At 66.6% G+C, this 26713-nt stretch carries 30 protein-coding genes and 1 pseudogene; 6 read left to right on the forward strand and 25 right to left on the reverse strand.

The genetic code is table 11. From position 1 onward, the window contains the following. Positions 1 to 45 precede the first annotated feature (45 nt). Positions 46 to 255 carry a twin transmembrane helix small protein gene (locus A3A5_RS0110400; RefSeq protein ID WP_018310519.1) on the forward strand — a complete coding sequence of 70 codons (210 nt, stop codon included), beginning with the start codon at positions 46 to 48 and terminating at the stop codon, positions 253 to 255. Between the two features lie 128 nt (positions 256 to 383). Here the strand turns inward: A3A5_RS0110400 and A3A5_RS0110405 are convergent, their stop codons facing one another. From A3A5_RS0110405 to A3A5_RS0110440, 8 genes are all read right to left on the reverse strand, one after another. Continuing rightward, positions 384 to 1244 (reverse strand): cytochrome c oxidase subunit 3, encoded by an 861-nt coding sequence (locus A3A5_RS0110405; protein ID WP_018310520.1) that lies wholly within the window; start codon positions 1242 to 1244, stop codon positions 384 to 386. Positions 1245 to 1388: 144 nt separating this feature from the next. Then, positions 1389 to 1613 (reverse strand): DUF2970 domain-containing protein, encoded by a 225-nt coding sequence (locus A3A5_RS0110410; RefSeq protein WP_018310521.1) that lies wholly within the window; start codon positions 1611 to 1613, stop codon positions 1389 to 1391. A gap of 39 nt (positions 1614 to 1652) precedes the next feature. Next, complete coding sequence (locus A3A5_RS0110415) at positions 1653 to 2264, reverse strand: cytochrome c oxidase assembly protein (RefSeq protein WP_018310522.1); 612 nt, start codon at positions 2262 to 2264, stop codon at positions 1653 to 1655. A gap of 17 nt (positions 2265 to 2281) precedes the next feature. After that, on the reverse strand, positions 2282 to 2413 hold the full coding sequence (locus tag A3A5_RS44620) for a cytochrome oxidase small assembly protein (RefSeq protein ID WP_010814819.1): 132 nt from the start codon (positions 2411 to 2413) through the stop codon (positions 2282 to 2284). A 74-nt stretch (positions 2414 to 2487) separates the two neighbouring features. Further along, the gene (gene ctaD, locus A3A5_RS0110425) at positions 2488 to 4095 is read right to left on the reverse strand and encodes a cytochrome c oxidase subunit I (RefSeq protein ID WP_018310523.1); all 1608 of its coding nucleotides are present in this window, start codon (positions 4093 to 4095) and stop codon (positions 2488 to 2490) included. 38 nt (positions 4096 to 4133) lie between these two features. Beyond that, positions 4134 to 5396, reverse strand: coding sequence for a cytochrome c oxidase subunit II (coxB, locus tag A3A5_RS0110430; protein ID WP_026200648.1), 1263 nt, complete (start codon positions 5394 to 5396; stop codon positions 4134 to 4136). A 58-nt stretch (positions 5397 to 5454) separates the two neighbouring features. Beyond that, positions 5455 to 5964, reverse strand: a complete 510-nt coding sequence (locus tag A3A5_RS0110435; RefSeq protein WP_026200649.1) for a DUF2244 domain-containing protein — start codon at positions 5962 to 5964, stop codon at positions 5455 to 5457. A 272-nt stretch (positions 5965 to 6236) separates the two neighbouring features. After that, on the reverse strand, positions 6237 to 7190 hold the full coding sequence (locus A3A5_RS0110440; RefSeq protein ID WP_198293124.1) for a methyltransferase domain-containing protein: 954 nt from the start codon (positions 7188 to 7190) through the stop codon (positions 6237 to 6239). On the opposite strand from A3A5_RS0110440, the gene A3A5_RS0110445 reads away from it, so the two are divergent. Both A3A5_RS0110445 and trmL read left to right on the forward strand, forming a co-directional pair. Further along, the gene (locus tag A3A5_RS0110445) at positions 7179 to 8042 is read left to right on the forward strand and encodes a ComF family protein (protein WP_198293125.1); all 864 of its coding nucleotides are present in this window, start codon (positions 7179 to 7181) and stop codon (positions 8040 to 8042) included. The genes A3A5_RS0110440 and A3A5_RS0110445 overlap by 12 nt on opposite strands. A gap of 84 nt (positions 8043 to 8126) precedes the next feature. After that, the gene (trmL, locus tag A3A5_RS0110450) at positions 8127 to 8597 is read left to right on the forward strand and encodes a tRNA (uridine(34)/cytosine(34)/5-carboxymethylaminomethyluridine(34)-2'-O)-methyltransferase TrmL (RefSeq protein WP_018310528.1); all 471 of its coding nucleotides are present in this window, start codon (positions 8127 to 8129) and stop codon (positions 8595 to 8597) included. A 16-nt stretch (positions 8598 to 8613) separates the two neighbouring features. Here the strand turns inward: trmL and A3A5_RS0110455 are convergent, their stop codons facing one another. The 5 genes from A3A5_RS0110455 to A3A5_RS0110475 all read right to left on the reverse strand — a co-directional run bounded on the left by A3A5_RS0110455 (position 8614) and on the right by A3A5_RS0110475 (position 12201). After that, positions 8614 to 9591 (reverse strand): tripartite tricarboxylate transporter substrate binding protein, encoded by a 978-nt coding sequence (locus A3A5_RS0110455; RefSeq protein ID WP_018310529.1) that lies wholly within the window; start codon positions 9589 to 9591, stop codon positions 8614 to 8616. Between the two features lie 33 nt (positions 9592 to 9624). Continuing rightward, a complete protein-coding gene (locus A3A5_RS0110460; protein ID WP_018310530.1) occupies positions 9625 to 10641 on the reverse strand; it encodes an NAD(P)H-dependent glycerol-3-phosphate dehydrogenase in 1017 nt (338 codons plus the stop codon). Between the two features lie 93 nt (positions 10642 to 10734). Next, positions 10735 to 11253, reverse strand: a complete 519-nt coding sequence (secB, locus tag A3A5_RS0110465) for a protein-export chaperone SecB (protein ID WP_018310531.1) — start codon at positions 11251 to 11253, stop codon at positions 10735 to 10737. Between the two features lie 193 nt (positions 11254 to 11446). Continuing rightward, complete coding sequence (grxC, locus tag A3A5_RS0110470) at positions 11447 to 11704, reverse strand: glutaredoxin 3 (RefSeq protein WP_013955430.1); 258 nt, start codon at positions 11702 to 11704, stop codon at positions 11447 to 11449. Positions 11705 to 11787: 83 nt separating this feature from the next. Further along, positions 11788 to 12201 carry a rhodanese-like domain-containing protein gene (locus A3A5_RS0110475; protein ID WP_018310532.1) on the reverse strand — a complete coding sequence of 138 codons (414 nt, stop codon included), beginning with the start codon at positions 12199 to 12201 and terminating at the stop codon, positions 11788 to 11790. A gap of 188 nt (positions 12202 to 12389) precedes the next feature. Here A3A5_RS0110475 and gpmA point away from each other — a divergent pair, with 188 nt between their 5' ends. From gpmA to A3A5_RS0110490, 3 genes are all read left to right on the forward strand, one after another. Beyond that, entirely contained in the window at positions 12390 to 13136 is a 747-nt protein-coding gene (gpmA, locus tag A3A5_RS0110480) for a 2,3-diphosphoglycerate-dependent phosphoglycerate mutase (protein ID WP_018310533.1), read from the forward strand. Positions 13137 to 13315: 179 nt separating this feature from the next. After that, positions 13316 to 14923 (forward strand): S41 family peptidase, encoded by a 1608-nt coding sequence (locus A3A5_RS0110485; RefSeq protein ID WP_018310534.1) that lies wholly within the window; start codon positions 13316 to 13318, stop codon positions 14921 to 14923. Between the two features lie 173 nt (positions 14924 to 15096). Then, on the forward strand, positions 15097 to 15882 hold the full coding sequence (locus tag A3A5_RS0110490; RefSeq protein ID WP_018310535.1) for a molybdopterin-synthase adenylyltransferase MoeB: 786 nt from the start codon (positions 15097 to 15099) through the stop codon (positions 15880 to 15882). A gap of 9 nt (positions 15883 to 15891) precedes the next feature. Here the strand turns inward: A3A5_RS0110490 and mnmH are convergent, their stop codons facing one another. The 12 genes and pseudogenes from mnmH to A3A5_RS0110550 all read right to left on the reverse strand — a co-directional run. Then, positions 15892 to 16995, reverse strand: coding sequence for a tRNA 2-selenouridine(34) synthase MnmH (gene mnmH, locus A3A5_RS0110495; protein ID WP_020508585.1), 1104 nt, complete (start codon positions 16993 to 16995; stop codon positions 15892 to 15894). 94 nt (positions 16996 to 17089) lie between these two features. Next, a pseudogene (locus A3A5_RS0110500) lies at positions 17090 to 17333 on the reverse strand (hypothetical protein); the annotation flags it as partial. 182 nt (positions 17334 to 17515) lie between these two features. Further along, positions 17516 to 17995, reverse strand: coding sequence for a bacterioferritin (gene bfr, locus A3A5_RS0110505; RefSeq protein ID WP_018310539.1), 480 nt, complete (start codon positions 17993 to 17995; stop codon positions 17516 to 17518). Positions 17996 to 18120: 125 nt separating this feature from the next. Continuing rightward, positions 18121 to 18426: a (2Fe-2S)-binding protein gene (locus tag A3A5_RS0110510; RefSeq protein ID WP_018310540.1), complete on the reverse strand. Its 306-nt coding sequence runs from the start codon at positions 18424 to 18426 to the stop codon at positions 18121 to 18123. A gap of 214 nt (positions 18427 to 18640) precedes the next feature. Further along, the gene (ptsP, locus tag A3A5_RS0110515) at positions 18641 to 20413 is read right to left on the reverse strand and encodes a phosphoenolpyruvate--protein phosphotransferase (protein WP_018310541.1); all 1773 of its coding nucleotides are present in this window, start codon (positions 20411 to 20413) and stop codon (positions 18641 to 18643) included. 49 nt (positions 20414 to 20462) lie between these two features. Then, complete coding sequence (locus tag A3A5_RS0110520) at positions 20463 to 20732, reverse strand: HPr family phosphocarrier protein (RefSeq protein WP_018310542.1); 270 nt, start codon at positions 20730 to 20732, stop codon at positions 20463 to 20465. After that, positions 20701 to 21156: a PTS sugar transporter subunit IIA gene (locus A3A5_RS0110525; protein ID WP_013955422.1), complete on the reverse strand. Its 456-nt coding sequence runs from the start codon at positions 21154 to 21156 to the stop codon at positions 20701 to 20703. Before A3A5_RS0110525 ends, A3A5_RS0110520 begins: the two co-directional genes overlap by 32 nt. A gap of 67 nt (positions 21157 to 21223) precedes the next feature. Beyond that, positions 21224 to 22192, reverse strand: coding sequence for a glutathione synthase (gshB, locus tag A3A5_RS0110530; RefSeq protein ID WP_018310543.1), 969 nt, complete (start codon positions 22190 to 22192; stop codon positions 21224 to 21226). A gap of 9 nt (positions 22193 to 22201) precedes the next feature. Beyond that, positions 22202 to 23497, reverse strand: a complete 1296-nt coding sequence (gshA, locus tag A3A5_RS0110535) for a glutamate--cysteine ligase (RefSeq protein ID WP_018310544.1) — start codon at positions 23495 to 23497, stop codon at positions 22202 to 22204. A gap of 553 nt (positions 23498 to 24050) precedes the next feature. Further along, positions 24051 to 25610, reverse strand: a complete 1560-nt coding sequence (locus tag A3A5_RS0110540) for an ammonium transporter (RefSeq protein WP_018310545.1) — start codon at positions 25608 to 25610, stop codon at positions 24051 to 24053. 32 nt (positions 25611 to 25642) lie between these two features. Then, positions 25643 to 25981 carry a P-II family nitrogen regulator gene (locus A3A5_RS0110545; protein ID WP_010814843.1) on the reverse strand — a complete coding sequence of 113 codons (339 nt, stop codon included), beginning with the start codon at positions 25979 to 25981 and terminating at the stop codon, positions 25643 to 25645. Between the two features lie 52 nt (positions 25982 to 26033). Next, a partial coding sequence (locus tag A3A5_RS0110550; protein ID WP_018310546.1) for a TorF family putative porin occupies positions 26034 to 26713 on the reverse strand: 680 nt, incomplete at its 5' end.

A 26713-nucleotide genomic window follows, 5' to 3' on the forward strand; every position in this document is an offset into this window, starting at 1 on the left:
CGATAATGGGTTTCTCCACCGCTCTTTGCCCCGACCTGCCCCGCCATGCGCTTTGTCATCATCGTTGCCTTCATCCTGATCATCGCCAGCCTGGCCTCCGCCCTGTACTTCATGATGCGCGACCGCGGCACAACGCCCAACATGATGCGCTCGCTGATGCTGCGCGTCGGTTTCTCGGTGGCGCTGTTCCTGTTCATCCTGTTCTCGAACTGGATGGGCTGGATCCACAGCACGGGCATCCGCATGGCGCCCTGAACGCCAGGACGCGGGCAGCAGGCTCGCAAAAGACAAACGCCGCAGGCTGGACAACCTCCTGCGGCGTTTCTCTTTTGCGTTGGCGCCGGCGCCCCCGAAGGGCGCGCCGGCGGGTACGGCAGCCGGATTTACAGCCAGTACACCACGACGTAGAGGAACAGCCACACCACGTCAACAAAGTGCCAGTACCAGGCAGCGCCTTCGAATGCAAAGTGGTGGTCCGGCGTGAAGTGGCCCTTCAGCACGCGGACCAGCACCACGGTCAGCATGATCGCGCCCATGGTCACGTGGAAGCCATGGAAGCCGGTCAGCAGGAAGAAGGTCGAGCCGTAGATGCCCGAGCTCAGCTTCAGGTTCAGTTCCGAGTAGGCGTGCATGTACTCGTACGCCTGGAAGCACATGAAGATGGCGCCCAGCAGGATGGTCAGCACCAGGCCCTGGATCAGCTGGCTGCGCTTGCCGGCCAGCAGCGCGTGGTGCGCCCAGGTCAGCGTCAGGCCGGACATCAGCAGCAGCGCGGTGTTGATGGTCGGGATTGGCCACGGACCCATGGTCTGGAAGCTGTCCACCACGCCGGCCGGGCCGGTGTTGGGCCACACGGCGGCAAAGTCGGGCCACAGGATCTTGTTGTTCAGGTCGCCCAGCCACGGCATGGCGATGGTGCGGGCGTAGAACAGCGCGCCGAAGAAGGCCGCGAAGAACATTACTTCGGAGAAGATGAACCAGCCCATCGACCAGCGGTACGACAGGTCGATGTTCTTGCCGTACATGCCGCCTTCGGACTCGCTGATGGCGTCGCCAAACCAGCTCTTGAGCACAAACAGGAACCACAGCAGGCCGAAGCCGCACATGTACGGCGCCCAGGGCTGCCCGTTTACCCAACCGGCGGCGCCCGCGCCCGTCAACAGCAGGCCGAAGCTTGCCGTGACTGGGTGGCGCGACGGGCCCGGTACGAAGTAGTACGGAGCGTTTGCGCGATTCGCACTCATTCTTTTATCTCCAGCTCAGAGTCTTTGATTCAGTATTCGTGATCCGCGCTTTGGCACTGCGGGCCGCCCCCTCCTCTGGGCCAGCCCCGCCGCCGCGGTTGCTTTGTTCTGCGACTGCTTTTGTTGTCTACCCTTCCTGCCCTGCTATCCCGCCGCCTGTCCCACCACGGTGCGTACGATGACCACCAGCACCGCGATGAAGATGGCCGCCGCGATCACTCCGGCAATCACCACATGCACCGGGTTCAGCCGGGCCATGTCGCGCTCGTGCTCAGCGCCCTTGCGCAGGCCGATGAACGACCACAGCACCGCGCGCATGGTCTGCCCGAATGACATCTTGCGCTTGACCGCGTCCTTCATCTCATCCATCGCCCGTCCTCCTCAGCCCCTGCATGCACCGCGGCCGCCTCAGATGCCCTTGCCGGCCAGTGCCGGCTGCGGCGCCAGCTGGCCCTCAGGCGCCTGCGCCACCGGCGCACCCACCTCGAAGAAGGTGTACGACAGCGTAATATTCTTCACATCCTTGGGCAGCGCGGGATCGATCACGAACACCACCGGCATCTCGCGCGCCTCTTTCGCCTTGAGCGTCTGCTGCTTGAAGCAGAAGCACTCCAGCTTCATGAAATACTGGGTCGCCTGCTTGGGCGCGTAGCTCGGGATGGCCTGCGCCGAGATATCGCGCGGCTGCCCGTTGGCCACCTCATAGACGATCGTTGCCATCTCGCCCGGATGCACTTCCATGCTGTTCTTCACCGGCCGGAAGGCGAAGGGCCCTCGCGCGTTGGAGTCGAACTCCACCGTGATGGTGCGGCTCTTGTCGACCTGCGTGTTCTTCGCCGCGCCGTGCAGCTCGCGCGTGGTGATCACGTTGATGCCGGTGATCTCGCAGATCTTCTTGTACAGCGGCACCAGTGCATAGCCGAAGCCGAACATCACGGCCACGATCACGACCAGGCGCAGCATCATGCCGCGGTTGAATCGCTTCTCCGCTTCCCTGCCAGCCTGCTGGTCGATGCTCATCTCGCTACCCTGCCGCCTCAGCCAAGAAACATCATCTTGGCGAAGAACCCCAGAAAGAAAACCACCACGATCGACAGCAGGATCAGGCCAAGGCGCCGGTTGGCGGCCTTCTGGTCCGGGCGTGACGGGCTTTTGTCTGGAGACTGCATAGCTGCTTCTGTTACCTGCCGGCGCGGGAGGCGGACGCTGCCGCCTCCCGCTGCCTGATTACGCTGGCCGCGCCTTAGCGGACCTGCGGGGGAACTTCAAAGGTGTGGAACGGTGCCGGCGACGGCACGGTCCACTCCAGGCCCTCGGCGCCATCCCAGGGCTTGTCGGCGGCCTTCTCGCCACCGCGGTACGACGGCAGCACCACGAAGAAGAAGAAGTACACCTGCATCAGGCCGAAGCCCAGCGCGCCGATCGACGCGATCGCGTTGAAGTCCGCGAACTGGGTCGGGTAGTCGGCGTAGCGTCGCGGCATGCCGGCCAGGCCCAGGAAGTGCATCGGGAAGAAGGTGACGTTGAAGAAGATGATCGAGCCCCAGAAGTGGATCTGGCCGCGGGTTTCGTTGTACATGAAACCGCTCCACTTCGGACCCCAGTAGTAGAAGCCCGCGAACAGCGCGAACAACGAGCCGGCCACCAGCACATAGTGGAAGTGCGCCACGATGAAGTAGGTGTCCTGCAGCTGGATGTCGATCGGGGCCACGGCCGGCATCAGGCCGGTGAAGCCGCCGATGGTGAACACGAAGATGAAGCCGATCGAGAACAGCATCGGGGTCTCGAAGGTCATCGAGCCGCGCCACATGGTGGCGATCCAGTTGAAGATCTTCACGGCCGTGGGCACCGCGATCAGCATGGTCGCGTACATGAAGAACAGCTGGCCGGTCACCGGCATGCCGGTCGTGAACATGTGGTGGGCCCACACGATGAACGACAGGATGGCGATCGAGGCGGTGGCATACACCATCGAGCTGTAGCCGAACAGGCGCTTGCGGGCAAACGCCGGCACCACCTGCGAGACGATCCCGAACGCCGGCAGGATCATGATGTACACCTCGGGGTGGCCGAAGAACCAGAAGATATGCTGGTACATCACCGGATCACCACCACCGGCGGCCGAGAAGAAGCTCGTGCCGAAGTGGCGGTCGGTCAGCACCATGGTGATGGCGCCGGCCAGCACGGGCATCACGGCGATCAGCAGGTAGGCGGTGATCAGCCAGGTCCAGCAGAACATCGGCATCTTCATCAGCGTCATGCCAGGGGCGCGCATGTTGAGGATGGTCACGATGATGTTGATCGAGCCCATGATCGACGACGCACCCATGATGTGCATCGCGAAGATGGCCATGTCCATGCCCGGGCCCATCTGCACCGACAGCGGCGCGTACAGGGTCCAGCCGGCGGCGGTGGCGCCGCCCGGGACCAGGAACGAGCCGGCCAGCAGCAGCGCGGCTGGCGGCAACAGCCAGAAGCTGAAGTTGTTCATGCGCGCGAACGCCATGTCGGAGGCGCCGATCTGCAGCGGGATCATCCAGTTGGCGAAGCCGACGAAGGCCGGCATGATCGCGCCGAACACCATCACCAGGCCGTGCATGGTGGTGAACTGGTTGAACAGTTCGGGGCGGAAGAACTGCAGGCCCGGCTCGAACAGCTCCAGGCGGATCAGCAGTGCCAGCACGCCGCCCGACAGCAGCATGATGAACGAGAACAGCAGGTACAGCGTACCGATGTCCTTGTGGTTGGTGGCGAACAGCCAGCGGCGCCAGCCATGCGGGTGGTCGTGCGCGTGGTCGTCATGCGCGTGATCGTGCGGATGGGCGAGCGCGTCCGGGGTAGCAGTACTCATCGCAAATGCTCCTCTAATCCTGTTCTGTCTTCAGCGGGTCAGCCCGCGACGCGGTTGCCCGCGAGGCTGGCCTGCTTGTCAGCCTTGTCGGCCGGCTTGGCTTCGGCCTTCGGCGCTTCGCCGCCGGCCGCGCCGCCGCCTTCGGGGAACTTGCCCGCGCGGGCACCCACGAAGTCGCCCGGCTGGATCACTTCACCCGTCTTGTTGCTCCAGGCGTTGCGCGTATAGGTCATGACCGCGGCCAGCTCGGTGTCCGAGAGCTGCTTCCACGACGGCATGCCGCCCTTGCCTTCCAGCAGGATGTGCATCTGGCCGGCCTTCGGGCCGTTCACGACTTTGGAGCCGTCCAGTGCCGGGAAGGCACCGCCGCCCTTGCCGTTGGGCTGGTGGCAGACCGCGCAGTTGGCGGCGTAGATCTTCTCGCCGCGCACCTTCGACTCGTCCAGGGTCCGGGTCTTGTTGGGGTCGTCGGCCTTGGCCGCCAGTTCCTTTTTCTTGCCGTCGACCCACTTGGTGTAGTCGGCGTCGGACACCACGCGCACCACGATCGGCATGAAGGCGTGTTCCTTGCCGCACAGCTCGGCGCACTGGCCACGGTACACGCCGATCTTCTCGGCCTTGAACCAGGCGTCGCGCACAAAGCCGGGGATCGCATCCTGCTTGACGCCGAAGGCCGGGATCATCCAGGCGTGGATCACGTCGTTGGCAGTGGTGACGACGCGGATCTTCTTGTTGACCGGCACGACCAGCTCGTTGTCCACCTCCATCAGGTAGGTGTTCGACTTGGGCTGCTCGTTGTTGATCTGCTCGCGCGGGGTGGTCAGGGTCGACACGAAGGAAATGCCTTCGCCTTCGCCCTTCAGGTAGTCATAGCCCCACTTCCACTGGTAGCCGGTGGCCTTGATGGTGATGTCGGAGTTGGTGGTGTCCTTCATCGCCACAACGGTCTTGGTCGCCGGCAGGGCCATCGCAATCACGATGATGAACGGGACGATGGTCCAGATCACTTCGACCGTGATGCTCTCATGGAAGGCAGCAGGCTTGGCACCCTTGGACTTGCGGTGCTTGAAGACGGAATAGAACATCACGCTGAATACCGCGATGAAGATCACGGTGCACATGATCAGCATCATCCAGTTCAGCCAGTGAATCTGTTCGGCGATCTTGGTAACCGGCTCGGTCAGGTTGAGCTGGCGCACGGCGGGGCCGCCGGGCATGTCGCTGACCGCGGACGCCGCCTGGCTGGCAAGCAGGGACGCGCCGGCCAGACAAACTGCGGATGCCTTCTTCCACATTTTCATTTGTTATCTACCCAATTTACAGATTCAAATCTGTCCCCGCCGCCGCTCCCGCCGCCTCTCAGAGGCGGCGCAAGGCCGCTGCGAGCTCCTGCGCGAACTTGCGTCGCCGGTACGGGTCCACGTGACACCCCACCTGTACCTCACGCCCGCCCGAGCGCAGCGTCACCAGCGCGCGGAACGATTCACCCAGTTCGATCCGCACCCAGCGCGGATTGAATTCCTGGCGCGTCACCCGTCCGGCGCTGGCTGTCTCCACGACCAGCGTGCCGTCGGTGATGCTGACGCGCTCATAGTCTGTCGCATGGCGCGCATACACCAGCAGTGCGATGCCCAGCCCCATCAGCTCGATGCTCGCGAACGGCAGCACGAGCCAGGACCCTTGCCACGCAAAAAACAACGCGATGGCAAGCGAAACCGTGAGGATCGAGAGGTAAAACCAGCCGACCTGGCGTGGACTCAGCGAGCAATTCCGCTTCATCAGCCAGTCGTGGGGCGCGGGGAGAGGTCCGTCGAGATTTCCGCCGGAGTCACCACCTGCCGTCTGGAATGCGATACCCAAGTCTTGCATCGCCAACCACTCTGCATCGGATGCACACCCGGGACGATGGCGTCCGGGCCGCACAGTGCAAGTGCAAAACCAGGACGTTCTTGTGCCAGGGGACCACTGCGACAAACTGGCGCATTATAGGGCGCTTCCCATACACGGACAAGGGCGCGCCTTGACCGGACGGCTTGCGCGCCGCTTGAATCTGTGCATAGGGAAGAGCCCCGCCATCGCCCTGCCCGCCGCGCCGACGCTATGTTTGCGGCAATCCCGCACCGGCGCAAGTTAACTCTGTTTTAACTTGTCCGACGCGGCCTTGCACGGCCGATCTGGTCCAGCGGCACCACCGCGCGGCCCTGGGCGTCGACCGCCTGGCCGCCACGCGGGGCCAGCTTCCAGGCGTGGCCGTAGACGATCTCGAAGGTCAGCGGGATCACACCATCGGCGTTGCGCCGCCGCTCCAGGGCCTGCGCCAGCGCCTGGTACCAGCCGCGGCCGCGCAGGCCCTGCGGCAGCGCCCCGGCCGGTCCGCGCAGGCCGCCGAAGGCCTGCACCTCGCGCAGCAGCGTGGCGGGGGACTCGTAGGTCACGGTCAGCGTCTCCATGTCCATCACCGGGGTGGACCAGCCGCTGTGCACCAGCATGTCGCCGATATCGTGCATGTCGACAAAGCGCAACGTATGGTGTGCATGGTCGACTTCGGCAAAGGCCGCGCGCAGCTCTTTCAGGGTGTCCGGACCGAACAGCGAGAACAGCACCAGCCCTTCGTCGCGCGCCACGCGGTGCCACTCGGGGAACACGCGGTGCGGCTCCGGATGCCAGTGCAGCGCCAGGTTGGACCACAGCAGGTCGAAGCTCGCGGGCGCAAAGGGCAGTGTGGCAAGATCGCCCTGGACCAGGTCAAAGAGCGGCCGCTTGCCCAGCATGCGGCCGATCCAGCCGGGCCGGCGCTGCGGGTCGCGCTGGCCGGCCTCGGCCAGCATCGCACCGGAGATATCCAGGCCAGCGATCTGCGCATCCGGAAAGCGCGCGCGCAGCCCGGCCAGGCCCTGGCCGTGGCCGCAGCCGATATCCAGCGCGCGCTGCGGCGCCAGGCGGATCACTTCCATGCGCTCCTGCATGCGGCGGCCGATCTCGCCCAGCAAGAAGTCCAGCTGGCCGAAGCCGCGGCTGCGCCGGTCGAAGGCGAGCCGGGTCAGGCGCGCGGGCGGCAGGAAGGCATCGGGGGAATCAGCGGCATGCAGGGACACGGGCAGACAGGGCAGCAAGAGAACCAGGAACCGGCGCGAGGACAGATACAGGATCAAGCCCGGGCGCCGGATGAACACGGCCGCCGCGCCCGATGGGGTGCGGCCGGACGGCAAGTATACGCGCGCGCCGCGCTGGCTGCCGGCGCCGCCGGCAAGGTGCTGGCCGGCGCCCGCGAGCTGCTGCTGCCAAGTGCCTGCGCGCTGTGCGGGGCGGTGCAGCGGCAGGTGGTCTGCACAGACTGCGCCGCCGACCTGCTGCCCGCGGTGCGGCGCTGCCCCGCCTGCGCGCTGGCGCTGGGGCGCCACTTCCACTGCCCGGCCTGCGCGGCATCGCCCCCGGCCTTCGATCACGCCCACACGCTGGGCGACTACGCGTCGCCCCAGGACCAGCTGGTGCTGGCGCTCAAGTTCGGCCACGCGCTGCCACTGGCGGGCTGGCTCGCGGCCCGGCTGGCCGCGGGGCTGCCGGGGGCCTGGGCCGGCGCCCGGCAGGCGCCGCCCGACCTGATCGCCCCAGTCCCCCTGTCACCGCAGCGGCTGGCCGCGCGCGGCTTCAACCAGGCCTGGGAAATCGCGCGGCCGCTGGCGCGCCACCTGGGCCTGCGCGCCGACCCGGTGCTGCTACAGCGCCAGCGCGACACCGGCAGCCAGCGTGCGCTGGACCTGGCCGCCCGGCAGGTGAACCTGCGCGGCGCCTTCAGGCTGACGCGCGCCGCGCGGCTGGACGGCCTGCACGTGGCGCTGGTGGACGATGTGATGACCTCCGGCGCCACCCTGCACGAGGCCGCCAGCGTGCTCAAGGCGCATGGCGCAGCCTGCGTCAGCGTGATCGTCGCGCTGCGCACGCCGTAGCAGCCGGATGACAGTGGCGGGTGCGCGCGGTAAGCTGCGCACCTTCTGACGAAGGGCGCCGCGCGCCCGCCATCCTCCCGCATCATGTTCAACGTCGTCCTGGTCGAACCGGAAATCCCGCCCAATACCGGCAATGTGATCCGCCTGTGCGCCAACACCGGCGCGCAGCTGCACCTGGTCAAGCCCCTGGGTTTTCCGCTGGAAGATGCGCGCATGCGCCGCGCGGGACTGGATTACCACGAGTACGCCACCATGCGCGTGCATGAAAGCTGGGACGCGCTGATGGCCAGCGAGCAGCCCGACCCGGCGCGCATGTTCGCGCTGACCACGCGCGGCTCGACGCCGTTCGGCCAGGTGGCGTTCCGGCCCGGGGACTGGTTCGTGTTCGGCTCCGAAACGCGCGGGCTATCCCCGGAGCGGCGCGACTGGTTCCCGCCCGCGCAGCGCATCCGTCTGCCGATGCGGCCCGACAACCGCAGCCTGAACCTGTCGAACACGGTCGCCGTGGTGGTGTTCGAGGCGTGGCGCCAGAACGGGTTCGAAGGCGGCAGCTGAGCCGACCGGCGAGCGCCTACTCGGGCTGCACGCCGGCGGCGCGGATCACTTTGTCCCAGCGTGCCTTCTCGCTCACCATGGTCTGCCGCAGCGAGGCAGGCGCGGTGCCGGCCGGCACGAAATATTGCGCGCGCATCTTGTCGCGCACATCGGCGCTGCCGATGATCGCTACCAGCTCGCGGTAGAGCCGGTCGATCACAGCCTGCGGCGTGCCCGCCGGCGCCAGCACCGCCTGCCAGGAAATCGCCTCGAAGCCCGGGTAGCCGGATTCCGCCACCGTCGGCACCGACGGCAACACCGCCGTGCGCCCCGTCGTGGTCACGGCCAGCACGCGCAGCTTGCCCGCGTTGACCTGCGGCATCGCGATCGCCGGCACCATGAAGCCCGCCTGCACCTGCCCGCCCACCATCGCCGTGGTGATCTGCGGGAAGCCGGGGTACGGCACGTGCTGCAGATCGATGCCCGCCATCGCCTTCAGTTGCTCCATCGCCAGGTGCGAGGCGCTGCCGTTGCCGGGCGAGCCATAGTTCAACTCAGCCGGCCTGGACCGTGCCAGCGCAACGAACTCGCGCAGGTTGTGCACCGGCAGGCGTGCATCCACCACCAGCACGTTGGGCGAGGTCGCCACCAGCGTGACCGGCGCCAGTTGCCGGAACGGGTCGTAGTTCAGATTGCGCGACAGCGTCGGCGCGGTCACCAGCGGGCCGTTGATGGTGAACAGCAGCGTATAGCCATCGGGGGCGGCGCGCGCCACCATGCCGGTGCCGATATTGCCGCCGGCGCCGGGACGGTTTTCCACCAGCACCGGCTGGCCCAGCGCGGCGGCCAGCTTTTCGGTCACGATGCGCGCGATCAGGTCGGGCGACGAGCCCGGCGGGAACGGCACCACCATGCGGATCGGCCGCGCGGGCCAGGGTTGGGCGAAGACGCTGCCGGCAGTGACGGCGGCGCAGGCAGCAGCCAGCGCGATCAGCGCTTGTCGTCGTGTGGGCATGCGGTGCAGAGGATCAGAAGGTGGGTATGGTTGTTATTCGTCGCGCGCGTCGCGCTGCAGCAGCTGCGCCACGGCATCGGCGGCGCTCAGCCCGTCGAACAGTACCGCGCAGACCGCGCGGGCGATCGGCATTTCGACGCCGTGCGTGGCGGCCAGCTCGGCCACCGCCTGGGCGCAGCGCACGCCTTCGGCGACGTGGCCCAGCCCGGCCAGGATCTGCTCCAGGCTCTGCCCCGCCGCCAGCTGCTGGCCGACCTTGCGGTTGCGCGACAGGTCGCCGGTGGCGGTCAGGATCAGGTCGCCCACGCCGGCCAGGCCCATGAAGGTCTCGACCCGGCCGCCCAGCGCCAACCCCAGACGCGTCATCTCGGCCAGCCCGCGCGTCACCAGCGCGGCGCGCGCGTTCAGGCCCAGGCCCAGCCCGTCGCTGGCGCCGGTGGCGATGGCCAGCACGTTCTTGACCGCACCGCCGACTTCCACGCCGGTCAGGTCGTCGCTGCCGTAGATGCGCATCGCATGGTGGTGGAAGGCCGCCTGCGCGCGCTCTGCCAGCGACGGCTCGTTGCCCGCCACGGTCAGCGCGCACGGCAGCCCCAGCGCCACCTCGCGCGCGAAGCTGGGGCCGGTCAGCACGCCGTAGGCAAAGCCCCCGGTGCGCCCGGCGGCATCGAGTTCGGCGCGCACCATCTGATGCGGCAGCAGGTGGGTGCCGGACTCGAAGCCCTTGCACAACCACAGCATCGACACCGGCCTGGCGCCGCGCGCGGCCAGCCGGCGCGTCATCTCGCGCAAGCCCGCCACCGGCGTTGCCACCACCACGATGCCGTCGGGATCGTCGGCGGCATGCGCCACGGCCTGCTCGAAATCCGCCTGCACCGCGAGCCGCCCGGACAGCGTCACGCCGGGCAGGTAGGCGGCGTTCTCACGCGTGGCCGCTATGGCCGCGAGTTGTGCGGTGTCGCGCCCCCACAGCACCACGTCATTGGTGGCCGCGGCATGGCTGGCGAGGGCGGTGCCCCAGGCACCGGCACCGAGGAAAGTCAGTTTCATGGCAGCTCGATCCGAGGATGGACGCAATCGATGGTAGCCCAAAGGCAAAACGGGGCCGCAGCCCCGTTTCCGTGCATGGTCCGGACGCCCGGATCAGTGGCGGGCCTGGCTGCCGTCGGGCATCACGATGCCGCTGTTGCCGCCTTCGGCACCCTGGCCTTCTTCCATGGCGGCCTGCAGGCGTTGCTCATACAGCGCCTGGAAGTTGATTTCCGACAGGTGGATGGCCTGGAAGCCGGCGCGGGTGATCACGTCAGCGATATTGCCGCGCAGGTACGGGTACAGGATGGTCGGGCAGGCGATGCCCAGCAGCGGGTCCAGCTGCTCCACCGGCACGTTGCGGATGTCGAAGATGCCGGCCTGGTGCGCTTCCACCAGGAAGGCAACCTTGTCCTGTACCTTGGTCGTCACGGTGCCCGTCACCACCACTTCGAAGATCCCTTCCTGCAGCTGCGAAGCGCCGACGTTGACCTGCACTTCCACCGACGGGGCTTCCGATTCCAGGAAGATGCCAGGCGAATTGGGCTGCTCCAGCGACATGTCCTTCAGGTAGACGCGCTGGATGTTGAAGAAGGGTTGATCGTCCTGCTGGGTGTTTTGCTGGTCGCTCATGAAAGGCTTCCGGGAGGATGGGCTGGATGTGCATCGGGCGCGGCGGCTGCAGCCCTTGCAAGGCTGGCCGGTGCCCGGTTGGAAAACGCATATGGTACATGACGCGGGTGGCGAATTCACCCGCGCCTGGGGTGTGCCGGAACCAGCCCGGCCCGGAATCAGAGGATTCCGGGCCAGCGCCGGCGCAACCGGCTCAGGCGGCCAGCAGCGGCACCAGGCCGCCCTGGCGGTCCAGCGCCGAGAGGTCGTCGAAGCCGCCCACGTGGGTCTCGTCGATGTAGATCTGCGGCACGGTGCGGCGACCGGTACGGGCCATCATTTCTTCACGCTTGCCGGGTTCGCGGTCGATCAGGATCTTCTCGATCATTTCCACGCCCTTGGACTTGAGCAGGCGTTCAGCCATCAGGCAATACGGGCACACCACGGTGCTGTACATGACGACACGGGCCATGCGGGTTCTCCTTGAATGCAATGCGCGCGCGCCGGCCTGGCCGGGGGCGCGCGCTGTGACGGATACGGCGGCGCCGCCCGAGATTACTTCACCAGCGGCAGGCCTGCCTGCTGCCAGGCGGCGATGCCGCCCTCGAGCGCGTAGATCTCACTGTAACCGGCTTCCTTCAACGCTGCCTGGGCCTTGCCCGAGCGCTGGCCGGTCTGGCATACGACAATGATGGGGGCAGCCTTGTCCTTTGCAAGGCCGGCCGCGCGCGAGGCCAAATCGGCCAGCGGCGCGCTCTTGGCTTGCGGCAGGTGACCCTTGGCATACTCGGCGGGCTCGCGGATGTCGACCACGACCGCGCCGCGCTTGTTGATCAGCTGGGTCGCGGCGGCCGTATTGACGGTCTTGCCGCCGGTGCTGCGCGAGATCGCGGGCCAGGCCAGCAGGCCGCCCGAGACCACGGCAAGGGCGATCAGAGCGAGGTTGTTGTAGTCGGCGAAGAAATTCACGTTGGCATTCCGGTAGGTTGGGTCGGCGGCATTATAAAATACGCGGTTTGGCGTCCAGGCCCTGCCGTCGCATGGCCATCCGCCATTGTCGCCTGTCTGAGACATGGGATGTCCACAAGGAACCCATCGGCCCCCTCCAGGTGACGGCGCGGACGCATGCAGGTTACTTACTCTCTGGAAGCAGCAGCATGTATAAGCTTGTCCTCATCCGCCACGGCGAATCCACGTGGAACCTTGAAAACCGCTTTACCGGCTGGGTCGATGTCGACCTGACTGAAACCGGCGCCGACCAGGCGCGCCAGGCCGGCAAGCTGCTCAAGGATGCCGGCCTGGGCTTTGACGTGGCCTATACCTCGGTGCTCAAGCGCGCCATCCGCACGCTGTGGCACGTGCAGGATGAAATGGACCTGATGTGGGTCCCCGTGCGCAACGAATGGCGCCTGAACGAGCGCCACTACGGCGCGCTGGCCGGCCTGAACAAGGCAGAAACCGCCGCCAAGTTCGGCGACGAGCAGGTGCTGGTGTGGCGCCGCAGCTATGACACGCCGCCGCCCGCGCTGGAACCCACTGATCCGCGTTCCTCGTACGACGATCCGCGCTACGCCAATGTGCCGCGCAACGAGATTCCGCTGACCGAGTGCCTGAAGGACACCGTGGCCCGCGTGATGCCGCTGTGGAACGAATCCATTGCCCCCGACATCCAATCCGGCAAGCGCGTGGTCATTGCCGCCCATGGCAACAGCATCCGCGCGCTGGTGAAATACCTGGACCAGATCTCGGATGACGATATCGTCGGACTCAATATCCCCAATGGCACCCCGCTCGTTTATGAGCTGGACGCCGACCTGCGCCCCCTGCGCCACTACTACCTGGGTGACCAGGACGCCATCGCCGCCTCGCTGGCGGCCGTGGCCAGCCAGGGCAAGGCACGCTGAAGCCGGCCGGGGCGGCCGCGCGCGGATGTGCGGCCGCCCACCCTGAGAAGGGACGGGACAGGCCCTTTTCACCACACGCACTTATACTGTCGGACAAATCGCCCGGCGCCGGGCGGCCGCAGCCGGCATAATCTCCCTACCGTACACCAGTACTTCGAGTACACGTTCAGGCAGCCCTCATGCGCAAGACGCTCAAGAACATCAGCCTAGTTTCTGTCGGCCTCGTCGCCGGCGTGCTCGCCACGCTGCAGATTTCGGCGACCGCCCAGAATTCATCGGGGCCCTTGCCGCTGGACCAGTTGCGCCTGATGGCCGATATCTTCGGGCAGATCAAGCGCGAGTACGTGGAGCCGGTCGATGACAAGAAGCTGCTGACCGAAGCCATCAAGGGCATGGTCGCCAGCCTCGACCCGCATTCGTCCTACCTCGACGAGAAAGACTTCAAGGAACTGCAGGAAGGCACGCGCGGGCGCTTTGCCGGCCTGGGCATCGAGATCTCGCAGGAAGAAGGCCTGGTCAAGGTGATCAACCCGATCGAGGACACCCCTGCCTTCCGCGCCGGCATCCAGCCGGGCGACCTGATCACCCGCATCGACGACAAGCCCGTGCGCGGCCTGCCGCTGGAGCAGGCGGTCAAGCGCATGCGCGGCGAGCCCGGCACCAAGGTCACGCTGACCATCTACCGCAAGAGCGAGGAACGCACCTTCCCGGTCTCGATCACGCGCGCCGAGATCCGCGTGCAGTCGGTCAAGGCCAAGATGCTGGACAACAATATCGGCTGGCTCCGCCTGACCAGCTTCCAGGAACGCACCATCTCCGACCTGTCCCGCAAGCTGGCCGAGCTGGCGCAGAAGAACCCCAACATGAAGGGCCTGGTGCTGGACCTGCGCAACAACGGCGGCGGCGTGCTGCAGGGCGCGGTCGGCGTGGCCGCGGCCTTCCTGCCGGAAGACGCCACGGTGGTGTCCACCAACGGCCAGGTGCCCGATGCCAAGCGCGTGTACAAGGCCTCGTACAACAACTACCGCCTGTCGTCGCTGGAAGATGATCCGCTCAAGGGCCTGCCCGCGATCTACAAGAAGATCCCGATGGTGGTGCTGACCAACGCCTACTCGGCCTCGGCCTCCGAGATCGTGGCCGGCGCGCTGCAGGATCATCACCGCGCGCAGATCATGGGCAAGACCACTTTCGGCAAGGGCTCGGTGCAGACCGTGCGCCCGCTGACCAACGACACCGGCATCAAGCTGACCATCGCGTACTACTACACGCCGAGCGGCAAGTCGATCCAGGCCAAGGGCATCCGTCCGGACATCCCGGTCGACCAGAACCCCGAAGGCGATCCGGACGACGCGCTGATCACGCGCGAGATCGACACCGAGCGCCACCTGCACAACAAGCAGGAGTCGGAAGAACCGGAAATGACCGAGCGCGAGCAGCGCCGCGTGGAAGAGCTGCGCCGCCTGGAAGAAGATAACGCAAAGAAGTCACCGGAAGAGCGCGAGAAGGACCGCCGCAAGAAGCCGGTGGAATTCGGTTCGGCCGACGACTTCATGCTGCAGCAGGCCATCGCCCAGCTCAACGGCCAGCCGGTCAAGCGCTCCAAGTCAAAGCTGGAAACCAATCCGCCGGCCGACAACGGCAAGGCGGCGAAGCCTGCGGGCAAGAGCGGCGCCAAGGGCGCCAGCGCTCCGGCAGCCAAGCCGGCGGCACCGGCCCCCGCCAAGCAGCCGCCGGCCAGCGCCCCGATCGGCGAGCCGCTGGGCACGCCGACCGGCAAGGCACCCTGAAGCCGGGGCCGGCGCCACACCAGAAGCGGCCCTGCGGGGCCGCTTTTTTCATTCCCGCCCGCTCGGCATGGGAAAGCAAGTTGGAGCACAATGCCAGGCGTGACCTGCCCGGCCCTGCCCCCTGCCGCCCTCACCGCAACACGAAGCGCCGCACCAGCCCTGCGCCAGCCATCATGAACGACGACCAGAACGACGGCCTGAATGACGGCCTCAACGACGAACAACTGCTGCGCTATTCGCGCCACATCCTGCTGGACGAGCTTGGCATCGAGGGCCAGCGGCGCCTGCTGGCCGGCCATGCGCTGGTAATCGGCGCCGGCGGCCTGGGCGCGGCCGCGCTGCCCTTCCTGGCCTCGGCCGGGGTCGGCCGCATCACGGTGGTCGACAACGATGAAGTCGACCTGACCAACCTGCAGCGCCAGATCATCCACACTACCGCCAACGTGGGCCGGCCCAAGGTGGATTCGGCGCGCGAAGGCATGCTGCGCATCAACCCGGGACTGGAGATCGTGACGGTGCCCGCGCGCGTGGGCGATGCAGAGCTTGACCAGCTCGTCGCCACGGCCGGCGTGGTGCTCGACTGCTGCGACAACTTCGCTACGCGCCAGGCAGTCAACGCCGCCTGCGTGCGCCACAAGGTGCCGCTGGTGTCAGGCGCGGCGCTGCGCTTCGATGGCCAGATCGGCGTGTTCGACCGGCGCCAGCCCGACGCGCCCTGCTACGCCTGCCTGTTCCCGCCGGCCGAACCCGCGCCGGAAGTGGCCTGCGCCACCATGGGCGTGTTCGCGCCGCTGGTCGGCATGGTCGGCACGGTGCAGGCGGCCGAGGCGCTCAAGCTGCTCGCCGGTGTCGGCGAGAGCCTGGCGGGCCGGCTGCTGATGGTCAATGCGTTGTCGATGGAATGGACCACGATGCGGCTGGCCCGCACGCCGGATTGCCCGGTCTGCGCCGGGCACTGAGCACGATGCTCAGGCTTGCCGTACTGTGTGCGCCCGCAGCCAGTCGGTGACGGCGGCACGGTCGCCGCGGAACACGATGCGGGCCTCACGCTGCTCGCTCTGGAATGCGTACATGGGGTCGTAGTACTCGCGCAGCAGCACCTCGATCCAGCCACGGTGCAGTTCCACCTCGCCCCACTCCAGCTGCCGTGCCAGCGCCTGTTCCAGCAACGCTGACAGCCTGCCGTAGCGCTCGCCGCCCAGCCGCGGCGAAATGCCGGCCATTGCCTCGCGCAGGCGCGCGGCATAGGCTTCGAAGCCTTCCGCGCTGCCCGTCCGCGCGATGAACTCCGCCGCCAGCCCCTGCACGTAGTCGCGCAGCACGCGCTCGACGCGTTCGTCGAACGACGCTTCCAGCCATACCAGCGGGCTGGCCTGCATGCGCTGTGTGAGCACTTTGGGCACGTTGCGGCTGCCGATGAAGCGGCCTTCGTCCTCCACCACCAGCGCGCGGCTGCCTGCGTCAATATGCCGCAGCAGATCGATGGCCAGCGCGTTCTCGAAATCGATCTGCGTCGGCTGTGCCAGCGCGCGCCGGCCGAACGCCGAGCCGCGGTGCCGCGCATGGCCTTCGAGATCGATCGCGGCGGGCACGTCGGCCAGCACATCGGTCTTGCCGGTGCCGGTAAGGCCGCCAAGCACGAACCACTGCTGCTGCGTAGTCGCCACATCAATGGTCTCAATCAGGAAGCCGCGCATCGCCTTGTATCCGCCGGTCACGCGCGGATAGTCGACACCGGCCGCTCGCAGCCACTGCTGCACCAGCTGCGAGCGCAGTCCGCCGCGGAAGCAATACAGGTAGCCGTCCGGATGCGCCCGCGCGAACTCCGCCCAGGCTGCGATCCGCGCCGCCTTGCGCAGGCCCGACACCAGCTGGTGGCCAAGCTCGATTGCCGCCTGCTGGCCCTTCTGCGCATAGCACAGGCCCACCTCGTGGCGCTCGGCATCGTCCATCAGCGGCAGGTTGACCGCGCCGGGGAAGGCCCCGCGCGCGAATTCCAGTGGCGCGCGCACGTCCAGCATGGCCACGCCGCTGAGGAACAGGGTGCGGAAGTCGGCGGTGTCAGGGCGCATCACTGAATCTCTACGGCAAGCGCGGCACGCGCCACCATCTCGCCAATAGGAGCCAGTGCCAGCCCGAGCCGCTGGCATTCGGCCAGGAACGCGGCTTCGAACGGATCGTCGACGATGGGCATGAAGAAGTCGGTGGTGGAGACCACCCCGCGCTGCCCGTCGGCGCGATCCAGCGCATACACCGCGGCATCGTCGCGCGAGGCATTGCCGACCCACAAACGTGGGTCGAGATGCTGCGCGCCGCTGCCGGCCAGGATCACGTCGAGCACTTTCGGGGAAATCTTGCAGCCACAGCCCGCGCCGTGGCTGTACTGCGTCAGGCGGATGGGACTGGTCATAGGGTGAGCTCCGCGCGGCGCCGTGGCGGGACAGGAGCCTTTGCCCGCCAGGGACGCCTGGATGAAGAACAGGAATCGGAATGAGAAGGGTTACTGCCAACAGGCGAGCAACAAGGCGGTGCCGAATGGCGCCGCGCGCTGGGGCGGGCCGCTCATGAAGAGCGGCCACGCCGGAGACCGGCTTATTGCTCGCCCGGCTCCAACTGCGACTGCAGGTAATTCTGCAGCCCGACCTTGTCGATCAGGTCCAGCTGCGTTTCCAGGTATTCGATATGTTCCTCGGTATCGGTGAGGATATCGACCAGGATTTCGCGGCTGACATAATCGCCCACGGATTCACAGTAGGCAATGCCTTCCTTGACGGTGCCGTGCGCGGTCTGCTCGAGCTTCAGGTCGCACTTGAGCATCTCGGGCGTGTCTTCGCCGAGCAGCAGCTTGTGCAGGTCCTGCAGGTTGGGCAGGCCGTCCAGCATCAGGATGCGCTCGATCAGGCGGTCGGCGTGCTTCATCTCGCCGATCGATTCCTTGTACTCCACGTCGCCGAGCTTCTTCAGGCCCCAGTGGCGATACATGCGGGCGTGCAGGAAATACTGGTTGATCGCGGTCAGCTCGTTCTTGAGCTGGGCGTTCAGATGCTGGATGACCTTCTTGTCACCTTTCATTGGCGGCTCCTGTTGCACCGGGCCCGCGCAAAAACACGAAACGGCGCCAATGGCGCCGTGCAGTCAGTGAAAAAGGAAAAGCGCAAAAACGCGCCGTGAACTGGATCTTCAGTTCATGGGCGCGTTCAGGCCACCAGCGCCTTGCGCCGGTCGTTCGCGACTGCCGGGTCCCGAGTGTCCATTATGGTACATGGGCCCGATGCGGAACAGGAAGAAATCTCCACAACCTGGATGTTGGCGAGGGTCGCCACGGTGACGTTGCGCACCGCTGCCACGCCTTCCTGCAACACCTGCTGCGCGCATTCGCGGCAGCGGCCACAGCACGTGCCGACGCCAAGCGTTTCAGCCAGTTCGTCGAGGGTCTCGACGCCCAGGTGCGCGGCACCGTGAATCTCACGATCGGTGATCTGGTTGCAGATGCAGACGTACACAAGTCCCTCCGTTGAGGCGCGTGGCACCGGCATGCCACTGCGAATGAACGTCAGAATATCAGAGATCAATAATGATAACAATTCCCATTAAGCCACATTTGGAGAGGTCGGGTAGACGCCACAGGAGGGAAAAAGAACGCGGCTGGGGCGGCACTTTCCACCTTATGAAAGTGCTGCACCAGCCGCCTGGCTGCATCAGAAAACCCTGATCGCTTTAGGGTCGTGCCAGCTGCCGCAGGGCCGTCGCCTGCTCCTCCGGATCGAAGGCCTGCAGGACCTGGTCGACCAGCGGCTCGAGCCGTTCGCAGTGGGCATGCAGGATCTCCTGCTTGACCCGCAGCAGCTGTGCCGGGTGCATCGAGAACTCGCGCAGCCCCATGCCCAGCAGCAGCCGGGTCATGGACGGGTCGCCCGCCATTTCGCCACACACGGCCACCGGCACGCCGGCGCGGTTGGCCTCGCGGATGGTGCGCGCCACCAGTTGCAGCACCGCCGGGTGCAGCGGGTCGAACAGGTGCGCCACCGCGTTGTCGGCGCGGTCGATGGCCAGCGTGTACTGGATCAGGTCGTTGGTGCCGATGGACAGGAAGTCCATCTTGCGCAGGAACAGCGGCAGCAGCAGCACCGCCGCCGGGATCTCGATCATGGCGCCGACCTTCATGCCCGGATCGTAGGCCTCGCCGCGCTCGTCGAGCTGGCGCTTGGCCTTGGCAATCAGCGCCAGGGTCTGGTCGATCTCGCTGGCGTGCGCCAGCATCGGCACCAGCAGCCGCACCGGGCCGAAGGCCGAAGCACGCAGCAGCGCGCGCAGCTGGGTCAGGAACATGCCCGGCTCGGACAGCGACCAGCGGATCGCGCGCAGGCCCAGCGCCGGGTTCAGCGCGGTCTCGAAGTCATCGCTGCGGCCGTCGCCCCGGGCATCGAGCGGCTTGTCCGCGCCGATGTCGATGGTGCGGATGGTCACCGGCAGCCCATGCATGGCATCGACCGCGCCGCGGTAGGCCTGGAACTGCTCGTCTTCGCCCGGCAGCTCGTCGCGCCGGTTCATGAACAGGAATTCGGACCGGAACAGGCCCACGCCGACCGCGCCGGCCGCCAGCGCCGCGCCGGCGTCCTCGGCCATCTCGATATTGGCCAGCAGGTCGATCTCCAGCCCGTCCAGCGTCACCGCCGGGGTATGCCGCAGCCGCTGCAGGCGCTTCTTTTCCAGCGCGCGCTCGCTCTGCCGGTGGCGGTACTCTTCCAGGATGATGGCGGTCGGGTCGACGATCACCAGCCCGGCATCGCCGTCGATGATAATCCAGTCGTCCTGGCGGATCAGCTCGCTCGCGCTCTGCACACCGACCGCGGCCGGGATGTCCAGGCTGCGCGCGACGATGGCGGTATGCGAGGTGCGCCCGCCCATGTCGGTCACGAAGCCGTGGAAGATGGTATGGCGGAACTGCAGCATGTCGGCCGGGGAGATATCGTGGGCCACCACGATCACCCCGGTCGCGGCCTCGCCGTCGGCGGCCAGCGCCGGCACCGGCGCGGGCACCAGCACCGGGGCCCCGGCCAGCGCCTTCAGGATGCGCTCGACCACCTGCCGGATATCGGCCTTGCGCTCGCGCAGGTATTCATCCTCGATCTCGTCGAACTGGCGCATCAGCTCTTCGAGGCGCGTGGTAAGTGCCCACTCTGCGTTGTAGCGGCGGCCCCGGATCAGGGCCTCGGGCTCGCGCGCCAGCGCCTCGTCGTCGAGGATCATCGCGTGCACGTCCAGGAACGCGCCCAGCTCCTCGGGTGCGTCGCGCGGCAGGTCGCGCTTGAGCGCGACCAGTTCCGCCCGCACCGCGGCGCGCGCGGCGCGCAGCCGTTCGACCTCGGCGTCAAGCTGGTCTTCATCGACCAGGTAGTGCGACACGTCCAGCGCCGCGGGCGCAAGCAGGTGCGCGCGCCCGATGGCGACGCCGCGCGAGACCGGGATGCCGTGCAAGGCGAAAGGCATGTACCGCTCCGTCAGGAACGTTTAAGAATTCGGGTCGAGGCTGCCGGCCTCACTCTCCCTCACCAAAGCGGTTGGCGATCAGCGCCAGCAGCGCGTCCATCGCCTCCTGCTCGTCGGGGCCCTCGGTCTCGAGGGTCACCGTCGAGCCGATCCCGGCGGCCAGCATCATTACGCCCATGATGCTCTTGGCGTCGACCTGGCGACCATTGCGGGACATCTTGACCTGGCTGACGAAGTTGCCGGCGAGCTGGGTCAGCTTGGCGGAAGCGCGGGCATGCAGTCCGAGCTTATTGATGATGGTGGTGTCCCTCTGCAGCATATTTGTCGGGATGGTTTGCGGTTTGGTTCTGGACAGTCGTGGTGCCGACCTGCAGCACACCCTGCGAGCCGCCGGCCAGGGCCTTGGTGGCAAGCTGGTCGAGCTTTTCGCCCCGGTAGCAGATCGCGCGCACGAGCATCGGAAGGTTGACGCCGGCCAGCACGCGCACGCGGCCCGGCTCGGCCAGGCGTGCGGCAATATTGGCGGGGGTGGCGCCGAAGATATCGGTGAGGACCAGCGCGCCGTTGTCTTCGCAGATGGCCGCCAGCCGGCGCCTGGCCTCGGCCAGCACGACGGCGGGGTCGGCATCGGGAAGGACGTCGATGGCTTCCAGCCGTTGCGGCTGGCCGCAGTAGACGTGGGCGGCGCAATCGCGCAGGGCCGAAGCCAGCGGGGTGTGCGCGATGATCAGAATGCCTGCCATGATGGTGAATCCGTTGGATTGCCCCGATTGTAGCAGGCGGCCCCCGCGCGCCCGCTGCCAGCCAGGCTCAGCGGCCAGCAGCGTCCACGGCGTGCTCCAGCGCGTCGATGAACATCGCCGCGACATGGAAACCGGTTTGCTGGGTGATCTCCTGGAAACAGGTCGGACTCGTCACATTGACTTCTGTCAGGTAGTCGCCGATGACGTCCAGGCCCACCAGCAGCAGCCCCTGCTCCCACAGCCCCGGCGCCAGTGCCTCGGCGATATCGCGGTCGCGCGGGCTCAGTTCCTGCGCGCGGCCGGTGCCGCCGGCAGCCAGGTTGCCGCGCACTTCGCCGGCCATTGGCACGCGCGCCAGCGAATACGGTACCGGCACGCCGCCGATCAGCAGGATGCGCTTATCGCCGTCCTTGATCGCCGGGATATAGCGCTGAACCATCAGCGTGCGGGCGCCGTCTTGGCCCAGCGTCTCGACGATCGCGGCCAGGTTCATGCCGTCCGCGCCGACGCGGAACACGCCCATGCCGCCCATGCCGTCGAGCGGCTTGACGATGATGTCGCGGTGCTCGGCGTGGAAGTCGCGAATGCGCGCCAGGTCGCGCGTGACCAGCGTCGGCGTGATGTATTCCGGGTACTGGGCAATGGCCAGCTTCTCGGAATGGTCGCGGATCGCGCGCGGCTTGTTGAACACGCGCGCGCCCTGCGACTCGGCCAGCTCCAGCAGCCAGGTGCTGGTGACGTACTCCATGTCGAACGGCGGGTCCTTGCGCATCAGCACCGCGTCGAAGGCCGACAGCGGCTCCAGTGCGCGATTGCCCTCGCGGTACCAGGCACTGTGATCGGCGTCACTGGTCTCGCCAGTCAGGTGCAGCCGCGTGGCCACGGTCTCGACCGTGCGGCCCGACAGCGACAACTGCGGCTGCAGGCACCAGTACAGCTCGTGGCCGCGCGCGGCGGCCTCGGTCATCATGGCGTAGGTGGAGTCCTTGTACGTCTTGAAGGTCTCCAGCGGATCGGTGATGAAGAGGATGCGCATGGTGGCGGCTCAGATAATCGGGTTCGGGTCGGTCTTCTCGAGTTCCAGCGACGCCGCCAGCAGCGCCAGCCGGGCCACCACGCCATACATGTAGAAGCGGTTCGGCACGGCGGCGCCAGGCTTGGCGTGGCTGTCCGGGATGCCGTTGGGCGCAAACGCCAGCGGCACGAAATGCATGCCCGGCGCGTTCAGGTTCTCGTCGTTGCCGCGTCCAGTGTGCACACGGTAGAAGCCGCCAACCACGTAGCGGTCGATCATGTACACCACCGGCTCGGCCACCGCTTCATTGACCTTCTCGAAGGTGTGCACGCCTTCCTGGATGATGACGTCACTGACCTCCAGGCCTTCCTTGACGACGCTCATCTTGTTGCGCTCCTTCCGGTTCAGGCCCTTGACCTCGGACGGATCGCGCACGGTCATGATGCCCATGCCGTAGGTGCCGGCATCGGCCTTGACCACCACGTAAGGGGTCTCCTTGATGCCGTATTCGCGGTATTTCTTGGCCACCTTCTTGAGCACGCCCTCGACCGCGTCGGCCAGTTCTTCCTCGCCCACGCGTTCGTGGAAATTCACGCCGGAGCAGCGGGCGAAGTACGGGTTGACCATCCACTGGTCGATGTCGATCAGCTTGGCGAACTTCTTGGCCACCTCGTCATAGGCGGCAAAGTGGCTGCTCTTGCGGCGGGTGGACCAGCCAGCGTGCAGCGGCGGCAGCAGGTACTGCTCGTTGATGTTTTCCAGGATCGGCGGGATGCCGGCCGAGAGGTCGTTGTTCAGCAGGATCGAACAGGGGTCGAAGTCCTTCAGGCCCAGCCGGCGGCCCTTGGTGCCCAGGCGCGCCAGCGGCTCGACCACCAGGGTCTGGCCGTCGGGCAGCTCGATCGGGGTCGGTTCGGTGATTTCCTCCGAGAGCGAGCCCAGGCGCACGTTCAGGCCCGCCTGGCGCATGATCAGCGACAGCCGCGCCACGTTCTGCAGGTAGAACATGTTGCGGGTATGCCGCTCAGGGATCAGCAGCAGGTTCTTGGCGTCCGGGCAGATCTTCTCGATCGCCGCCATCGCCGCCTGCACTGCCAGCGGCAGCATTTCCGGGGCCAGGTTGTTAAACCCGCCCGGGAACAGGTTGGTATCGACCGGCGCCAGCTTGAAGCCGGCATTGCGCAGGTCCACCGAACAGTAGAACGGGGGGGTATGCTCCTGCCATTCCAGCCTGAACCAGCGCTCGATGGACGGCGTGGCGTCCAGGATCTTCTTTTCCAGTTCGAGCAGCGGACCGTTCAGCGCGGTGATGAGATGCGGGACCATATCCATCCTATAAATCGTCGTCTTAATCGTTCGCCCCGATTGTAGAGGAACGGCCAACCAGGCGCTGGCACCCCCCCTTATAAGGATATGCACGGCCGGGCCTGAGGGATAACGATATGGGGATGGGCGGCGCGAAAATAAAGAGCCGGCCGCACAGGCAAAAAAAAGCGCGGCGATGCCGCGCTCTTAAATGGCCTGACAGATACGGGGAGCGTTCTGCAGGTGGAGGAAACTGCCTCACTGGCAATGTATGTTCTCAGCACATTAAAGACAATTGAAGCTTTTTAAGATCGGAGTTAAGCACTTTGCGAAAAACCCGCGCGAGGCGCGGGGTGATCGCCCGCTAGCCCGCTCTGGCACTGAGTTTGCGGGTTTTCGCAAGGCCCCCCGGAAACCCTGCCGGGAGCCTCGCCGGCCCTCTTGGCATCGCCCGAAGGGCATCAAATGTCTGCACTTGCGTGCAATGCCGGCACAAGAAAAAGCCCGGCACGCGGCCGGGCAAAACTCCTGAGAGAAGATTCCCAATCAGCTCTCCAGCACAACACTTTTGCGATCAGACTTCATACGCGGTCTCGCCGTGCGAGGTGATATCCAGGCCCTCGCGTTCTTCGTCTTCCGGCACCCGCAGGCCGATCAGCATGTCCACCAGCTTGTAGGCCACGAAGGCGACCACGCCGGACCACACCACGGTGGTCAGCACGCCTTCGAACTGGATCCACAGCTGGCCGGCGATCGAGTAGTCGTCCGCCACCTTGTTGGCCACGTAGTCGTAGATGCCCGTGCCACCCAGGCTGGGTGAAGCGAACACGCCGGTCATCAGCGCACCCAGGATGCCGCCCACGCCGTGCACGCCGAACACATCCAGCGAGTCGTCCATGCCCAGCATGCGCTTCAGGCCGGTCACGCCCCACAGGCACAGCAGGCCGGCCAGCAGGCCGATCGCGATCGAGCCCATCGGGCCGACGAAGCCGGCAGCCGGGGTGATCGCCACCAGGCCCGCGACCGCGCCCGAGGCACCGCCCAGCATCGACGGCTTGCCCTTGCCGATCCACTCGCCGAAGGTCCACGCCAGCACGGCGGCGCAGGTGGCCAGCAGCGTGTTGACGAAGGCCAGTGCGGCCGAGCCGTTGGCTTCCAGCGCCGAGCCGGCGTTGAAGCCGAACCAGCCGAACCACAGCAGCGAAGCGCCGACCATGGTGAAGGTCAGGCTGTGCGGACGGATCGCCTCGCGGCCAAAGCCGATGCGCTTGCCGAACATATACGCACCCACCAGGCCAGCCACGGCCGCGTTGATGTGCACCACGGTGCCGCCGGCGAAGTCGAGCGCGCCCTTCTGGAACAGCCAGCCCGACTTGGCGGTCGCGGCGGCGCCGGCAGCGGCATCGGGGTAGGCGTCCGGACCCGGCCAGAACCAGACCATGTGGGCCATCGGGATGTAGGAGAACGTGAACCACAACACCACGAACACCAGCACGGCCGAGAACTTGGCGCGTTCGGCGAAAGCGCCGATGATCAGGCCGCAGGTGATGCAGGCGAAGGCGCACTGGAAGGCGAAGTAGCCCAGTTCCGGCACCACCACGCCCTTGCTGAAGGTGGCAGCCACGGCCTCGACCGTCAGCCCCTTCATGAAGAGCCGGTCGGTGCCGCCGAAGAAGGCGTTACCCTCGGTGAAGGCAAAGCTGTAGCCGTAGATCGCCCACAGCAGCGCCACCAGCGAGAAGATCACCAGGCACTGCATCAGCACCGACAGCATGTTCTTGGAGCGCACCAGGCCGCCGTAGAACAGCGCCAGGCCGGGCAGCGTCATCAGGATCACGAAGGCGGTCGAAACCAGCAGCCAGGCGGTGTCGCCCTTGTTGGGCGCCGGTGCGGCCGGCGCGGCGGCGGCTTCCGCGGGGGCGGCGGCCGGTGCGGCCGCGGCAGGCGCAGCGGCAGCAGCCGGCGCCGAGGCTTCGGCAGCGGCTGCAGCGGGGGCAGCGGAGGCAGCCGGGGCAGATGCCTCGGCGGCCGGCTTGTCCTGTGCGGCGGCCGGCGTGGAGATGCCCACGCCCGCCGTGCCGATGGCCAGCGCCATCGCGCCGGCCGTCAGGAATCGCTTGAACCAGGTTTTCATGTGATTAACCTCTTGTCTTATGCTGTCTCGGGTCACAGGGCATCGCCGCCGGTCTCGCCGGTGCGGATGCGGATGACCTGCTCGATCGGTGCCACGAAGATCTTGCCGTCGCCGATCTTGCCGGTGCGGGCCGATTTCTCGACCGCCTCGATGGCGCGTTCGACCACGTCGTCGGGCACCGCCACCTCGATCTTCACCTTGGGCAGGAAGTCGACGATATATTCGGCGCCGCGGTACAGCTCGGTGTGGCCCTTCTGGCGGCCGAAGCCTTTCACTTCGGTCACGGTGATGCCGGACACGCCCACGTCCGACAGCGCTTCGCGCACTTCGTCGAGCTTGAACGGCTTGATGACTGCGATGATGAGTTTCATCCGATTTCTCCTCGGGGCAGGCCGGCGCTGCCCGCCCGGCCTGCGGCAATGATTAGAAAGTCTTGGTGATCGAGGCCCAGGCCGCGGCCTTGCCCAGGTAGCGTCCGCGGTTGGCGCTGGTATAGGCCACTTCCTTGGCATTGGTGTCGACATAGGCAAGCGCCAGCGCGAAGCCCTTGCCCAGGTCCTTGGTCAGGCCGATCTTCCAGTCGGTGTACGAGGCGTCGCTGTTGTGCGTGACGCCCTGGTAGCCGACGTGCGCGTTCAGCGTCAGGTCCCAGAAATTCAGCGGGACATTGGCGCTCAGGTCGACGTAGTAGCTGTTCTTGCTGTCGGCCCAGCCAAACAGGTTGGTGACCGCGTGCGAGTACTTGAGCATGACCGGGCCCCAGCCGATGCCGGCGTACAGTTCCGTGGTGTAAGGGCGCGGGTTGTTGTAGCCGCCCGGGTAGTAGTACTGGAGCACGCCCAGGTCATAGTTGAATTCGGTGCCGGCGACCTTGAAGGTGTTCTTGAAGCCGCCGTAGAAATCCATCTCGACCGGGGCCGANACCGCCGGGTTGGCATCCTCGAGCCAGCTGATGCTGGAGTTCCAGTTGCCCACGTAGAAGCCGCTTTCGTGGGCGTAGTCAAAGCCACCCTGGATAGCCGGGCGCAGGTTGGTCTGGCTGATGCCGCGATAGCGGTAGTCCGAGACCAGCGACACATTGGCCGTGAACGTATGCGGCGATG

Origin of the sequence: Cupriavidus sp. UYPR2.512 (genome assembly GCF_000379565.1) — a bacterium.
Classification (GTDB): Bacteria; Pseudomonadota; Gammaproteobacteria; order Burkholderiales; family Burkholderiaceae; genus Cupriavidus.

Bases quoted from the DNA above. Each gene is read 5' to 3' on its own strand.
- A3A5_RS0110400 (WP_018310519.1), top strand. From the start codon at position 46: ATGCGCTTTGTCATCATCGTTGCCTTCATCCTGATCATCGCCAGCCTG.
- A3A5_RS0110405 (WP_018310520.1), bottom strand. From the start codon at position 1,244: ATGAGTGCGAATCGCGCAAACGCTCCGTACTACTTCGTACCGGGCCCG.
- A3A5_RS0110410 (WP_018310521.1), bottom strand. From the start codon at position 1,613: ATGGATGAGATGAAGGACGCGGTCAAGCGCAAGATGTCATTCGGGCAG.
- A3A5_RS0110415 (WP_018310522.1), bottom strand. From the start codon at position 2,264: ATGAGCATCGACCAGCAGGCTGGCAGGGAAGCGGAGAAGCGATTCAAC.
- A3A5_RS44620 (WP_010814819.1), bottom strand. From the start codon at position 2,413: ATGCAGTCTCCAGACAAAAGCCCGTCACGCCCGGACCAGAAGGCCGCC.
- ctaD (WP_018310523.1), bottom strand. From the start codon at position 4,095: ATGAGTACTGCTACCCCGGACGCGCTCGCCCATCCGCACGATCACGCG.
- coxB (WP_026200648.1), bottom strand. From the start codon at position 5,396: ATGAAAATGTGGAAGAAGGCATCCGCAGTTTGTCTGGCCGGCGCGTCC.
- A3A5_RS0110435 (WP_026200649.1), bottom strand. From the start codon at position 5,964: ATGCAAGACTTGGGTATCGCATTCCAGACGGCAGGTGGTGACTCCGGC.
- A3A5_RS0110445 (WP_198293125.1), top strand. From the start codon at position 7,179: ATGCAGGGACACGGGCAGACAGGGCAGCAAGAGAACCAGGAACCGGCG.
- trmL (WP_018310528.1), top strand. From the start codon at position 8,127: ATGTTCAACGTCGTCCTGGTCGAACCGGAAATCCCGCCCAATACCGGC.
- A3A5_RS0110455 (WP_018310529.1), bottom strand. From the start codon at position 9,591: ATGCCCACACGACGACAAGCGCTGATCGCGCTGGCTGCTGCCTGCGCC.
- A3A5_RS0110460 (WP_018310530.1), bottom strand. From the start codon at position 10,641: ATGAAACTGACTTTCCTCGGTGCCGGTGCCTGGGGCACCGCCCTCGCC.
- secB (WP_018310531.1), bottom strand. From the start codon at position 11,253: ATGAGCGACCAGCAAAACACCCAGCAGGACGATCAACCCTTCTTCAAC.
- grxC (WP_013955430.1), bottom strand. From the start codon at position 11,704: ATGGCCCGTGTCGTCATGTACAGCACCGTGGTGTGCCCGTATTGCCTG.
- gpmA (WP_018310533.1), top strand. From the start codon at position 12,390: ATGTATAAGCTTGTCCTCATCCGCCACGGCGAATCCACGTGGAACCTT.
- A3A5_RS0110485 (WP_018310534.1), top strand. From the start codon at position 13,316: ATGCGCAAGACGCTCAAGAACATCAGCCTAGTTTCTGTCGGCCTCGTC.
- A3A5_RS0110490 (WP_018310535.1), top strand. From the start codon at position 15,097: ATGAACGACGACCAGAACGACGGCCTGAATGACGGCCTCAACGACGAA.
- mnmH (WP_020508585.1), bottom strand. From the start codon at position 16,995: ATGCGCCCTGACACCGCCGACTTCCGCACCCTGTTCCTCAGCGGCGTG.
- bfr (WP_018310539.1), bottom strand. From the start codon at position 17,995: ATGAAAGGTGACAAGAAGGTCATCCAGCATCTGAACGCCCAGCTCAAG.
- ptsP (WP_018310541.1), bottom strand. From the start codon at position 20,413: ATGCCTTTCGCCTTGCACGGCATCCCGGTCTCGCGCGGCGTCGCCATC.
- A3A5_RS0110520 (WP_018310542.1), bottom strand. From the start codon at position 20,732: ATGCTGCAGAGGGACACCACCATCATCAATAAGCTCGGACTGCATGCC.
- A3A5_RS0110525 (WP_013955422.1), bottom strand. From the start codon at position 21,156: ATGGCAGGCATTCTGATCATCGCGCACACCCCGCTGGCTTCGGCCCTG.
- gshB (WP_018310543.1), bottom strand. From the start codon at position 22,192: ATGCGCATCCTCTTCATCACCGATCCGCTGGAGACCTTCAAGACGTAC.
- gshA (WP_018310544.1), bottom strand. From the start codon at position 23,497: ATGGTCCCGCATCTCATCACCGCGCTGAACGGTCCGCTGCTCGAACTG.
- A3A5_RS0110540 (WP_018310545.1), bottom strand. From the start codon at position 25,610: ATGAAAACCTGGTTCAAGCGATTCCTGACGGCCGGCGCGATGGCGCTG.
- A3A5_RS0110545 (WP_010814843.1), bottom strand. From the start codon at position 25,981: ATGAAACTCATCATCGCAGTCATCAAGCCGTTCAAGCTCGACGAAGTG.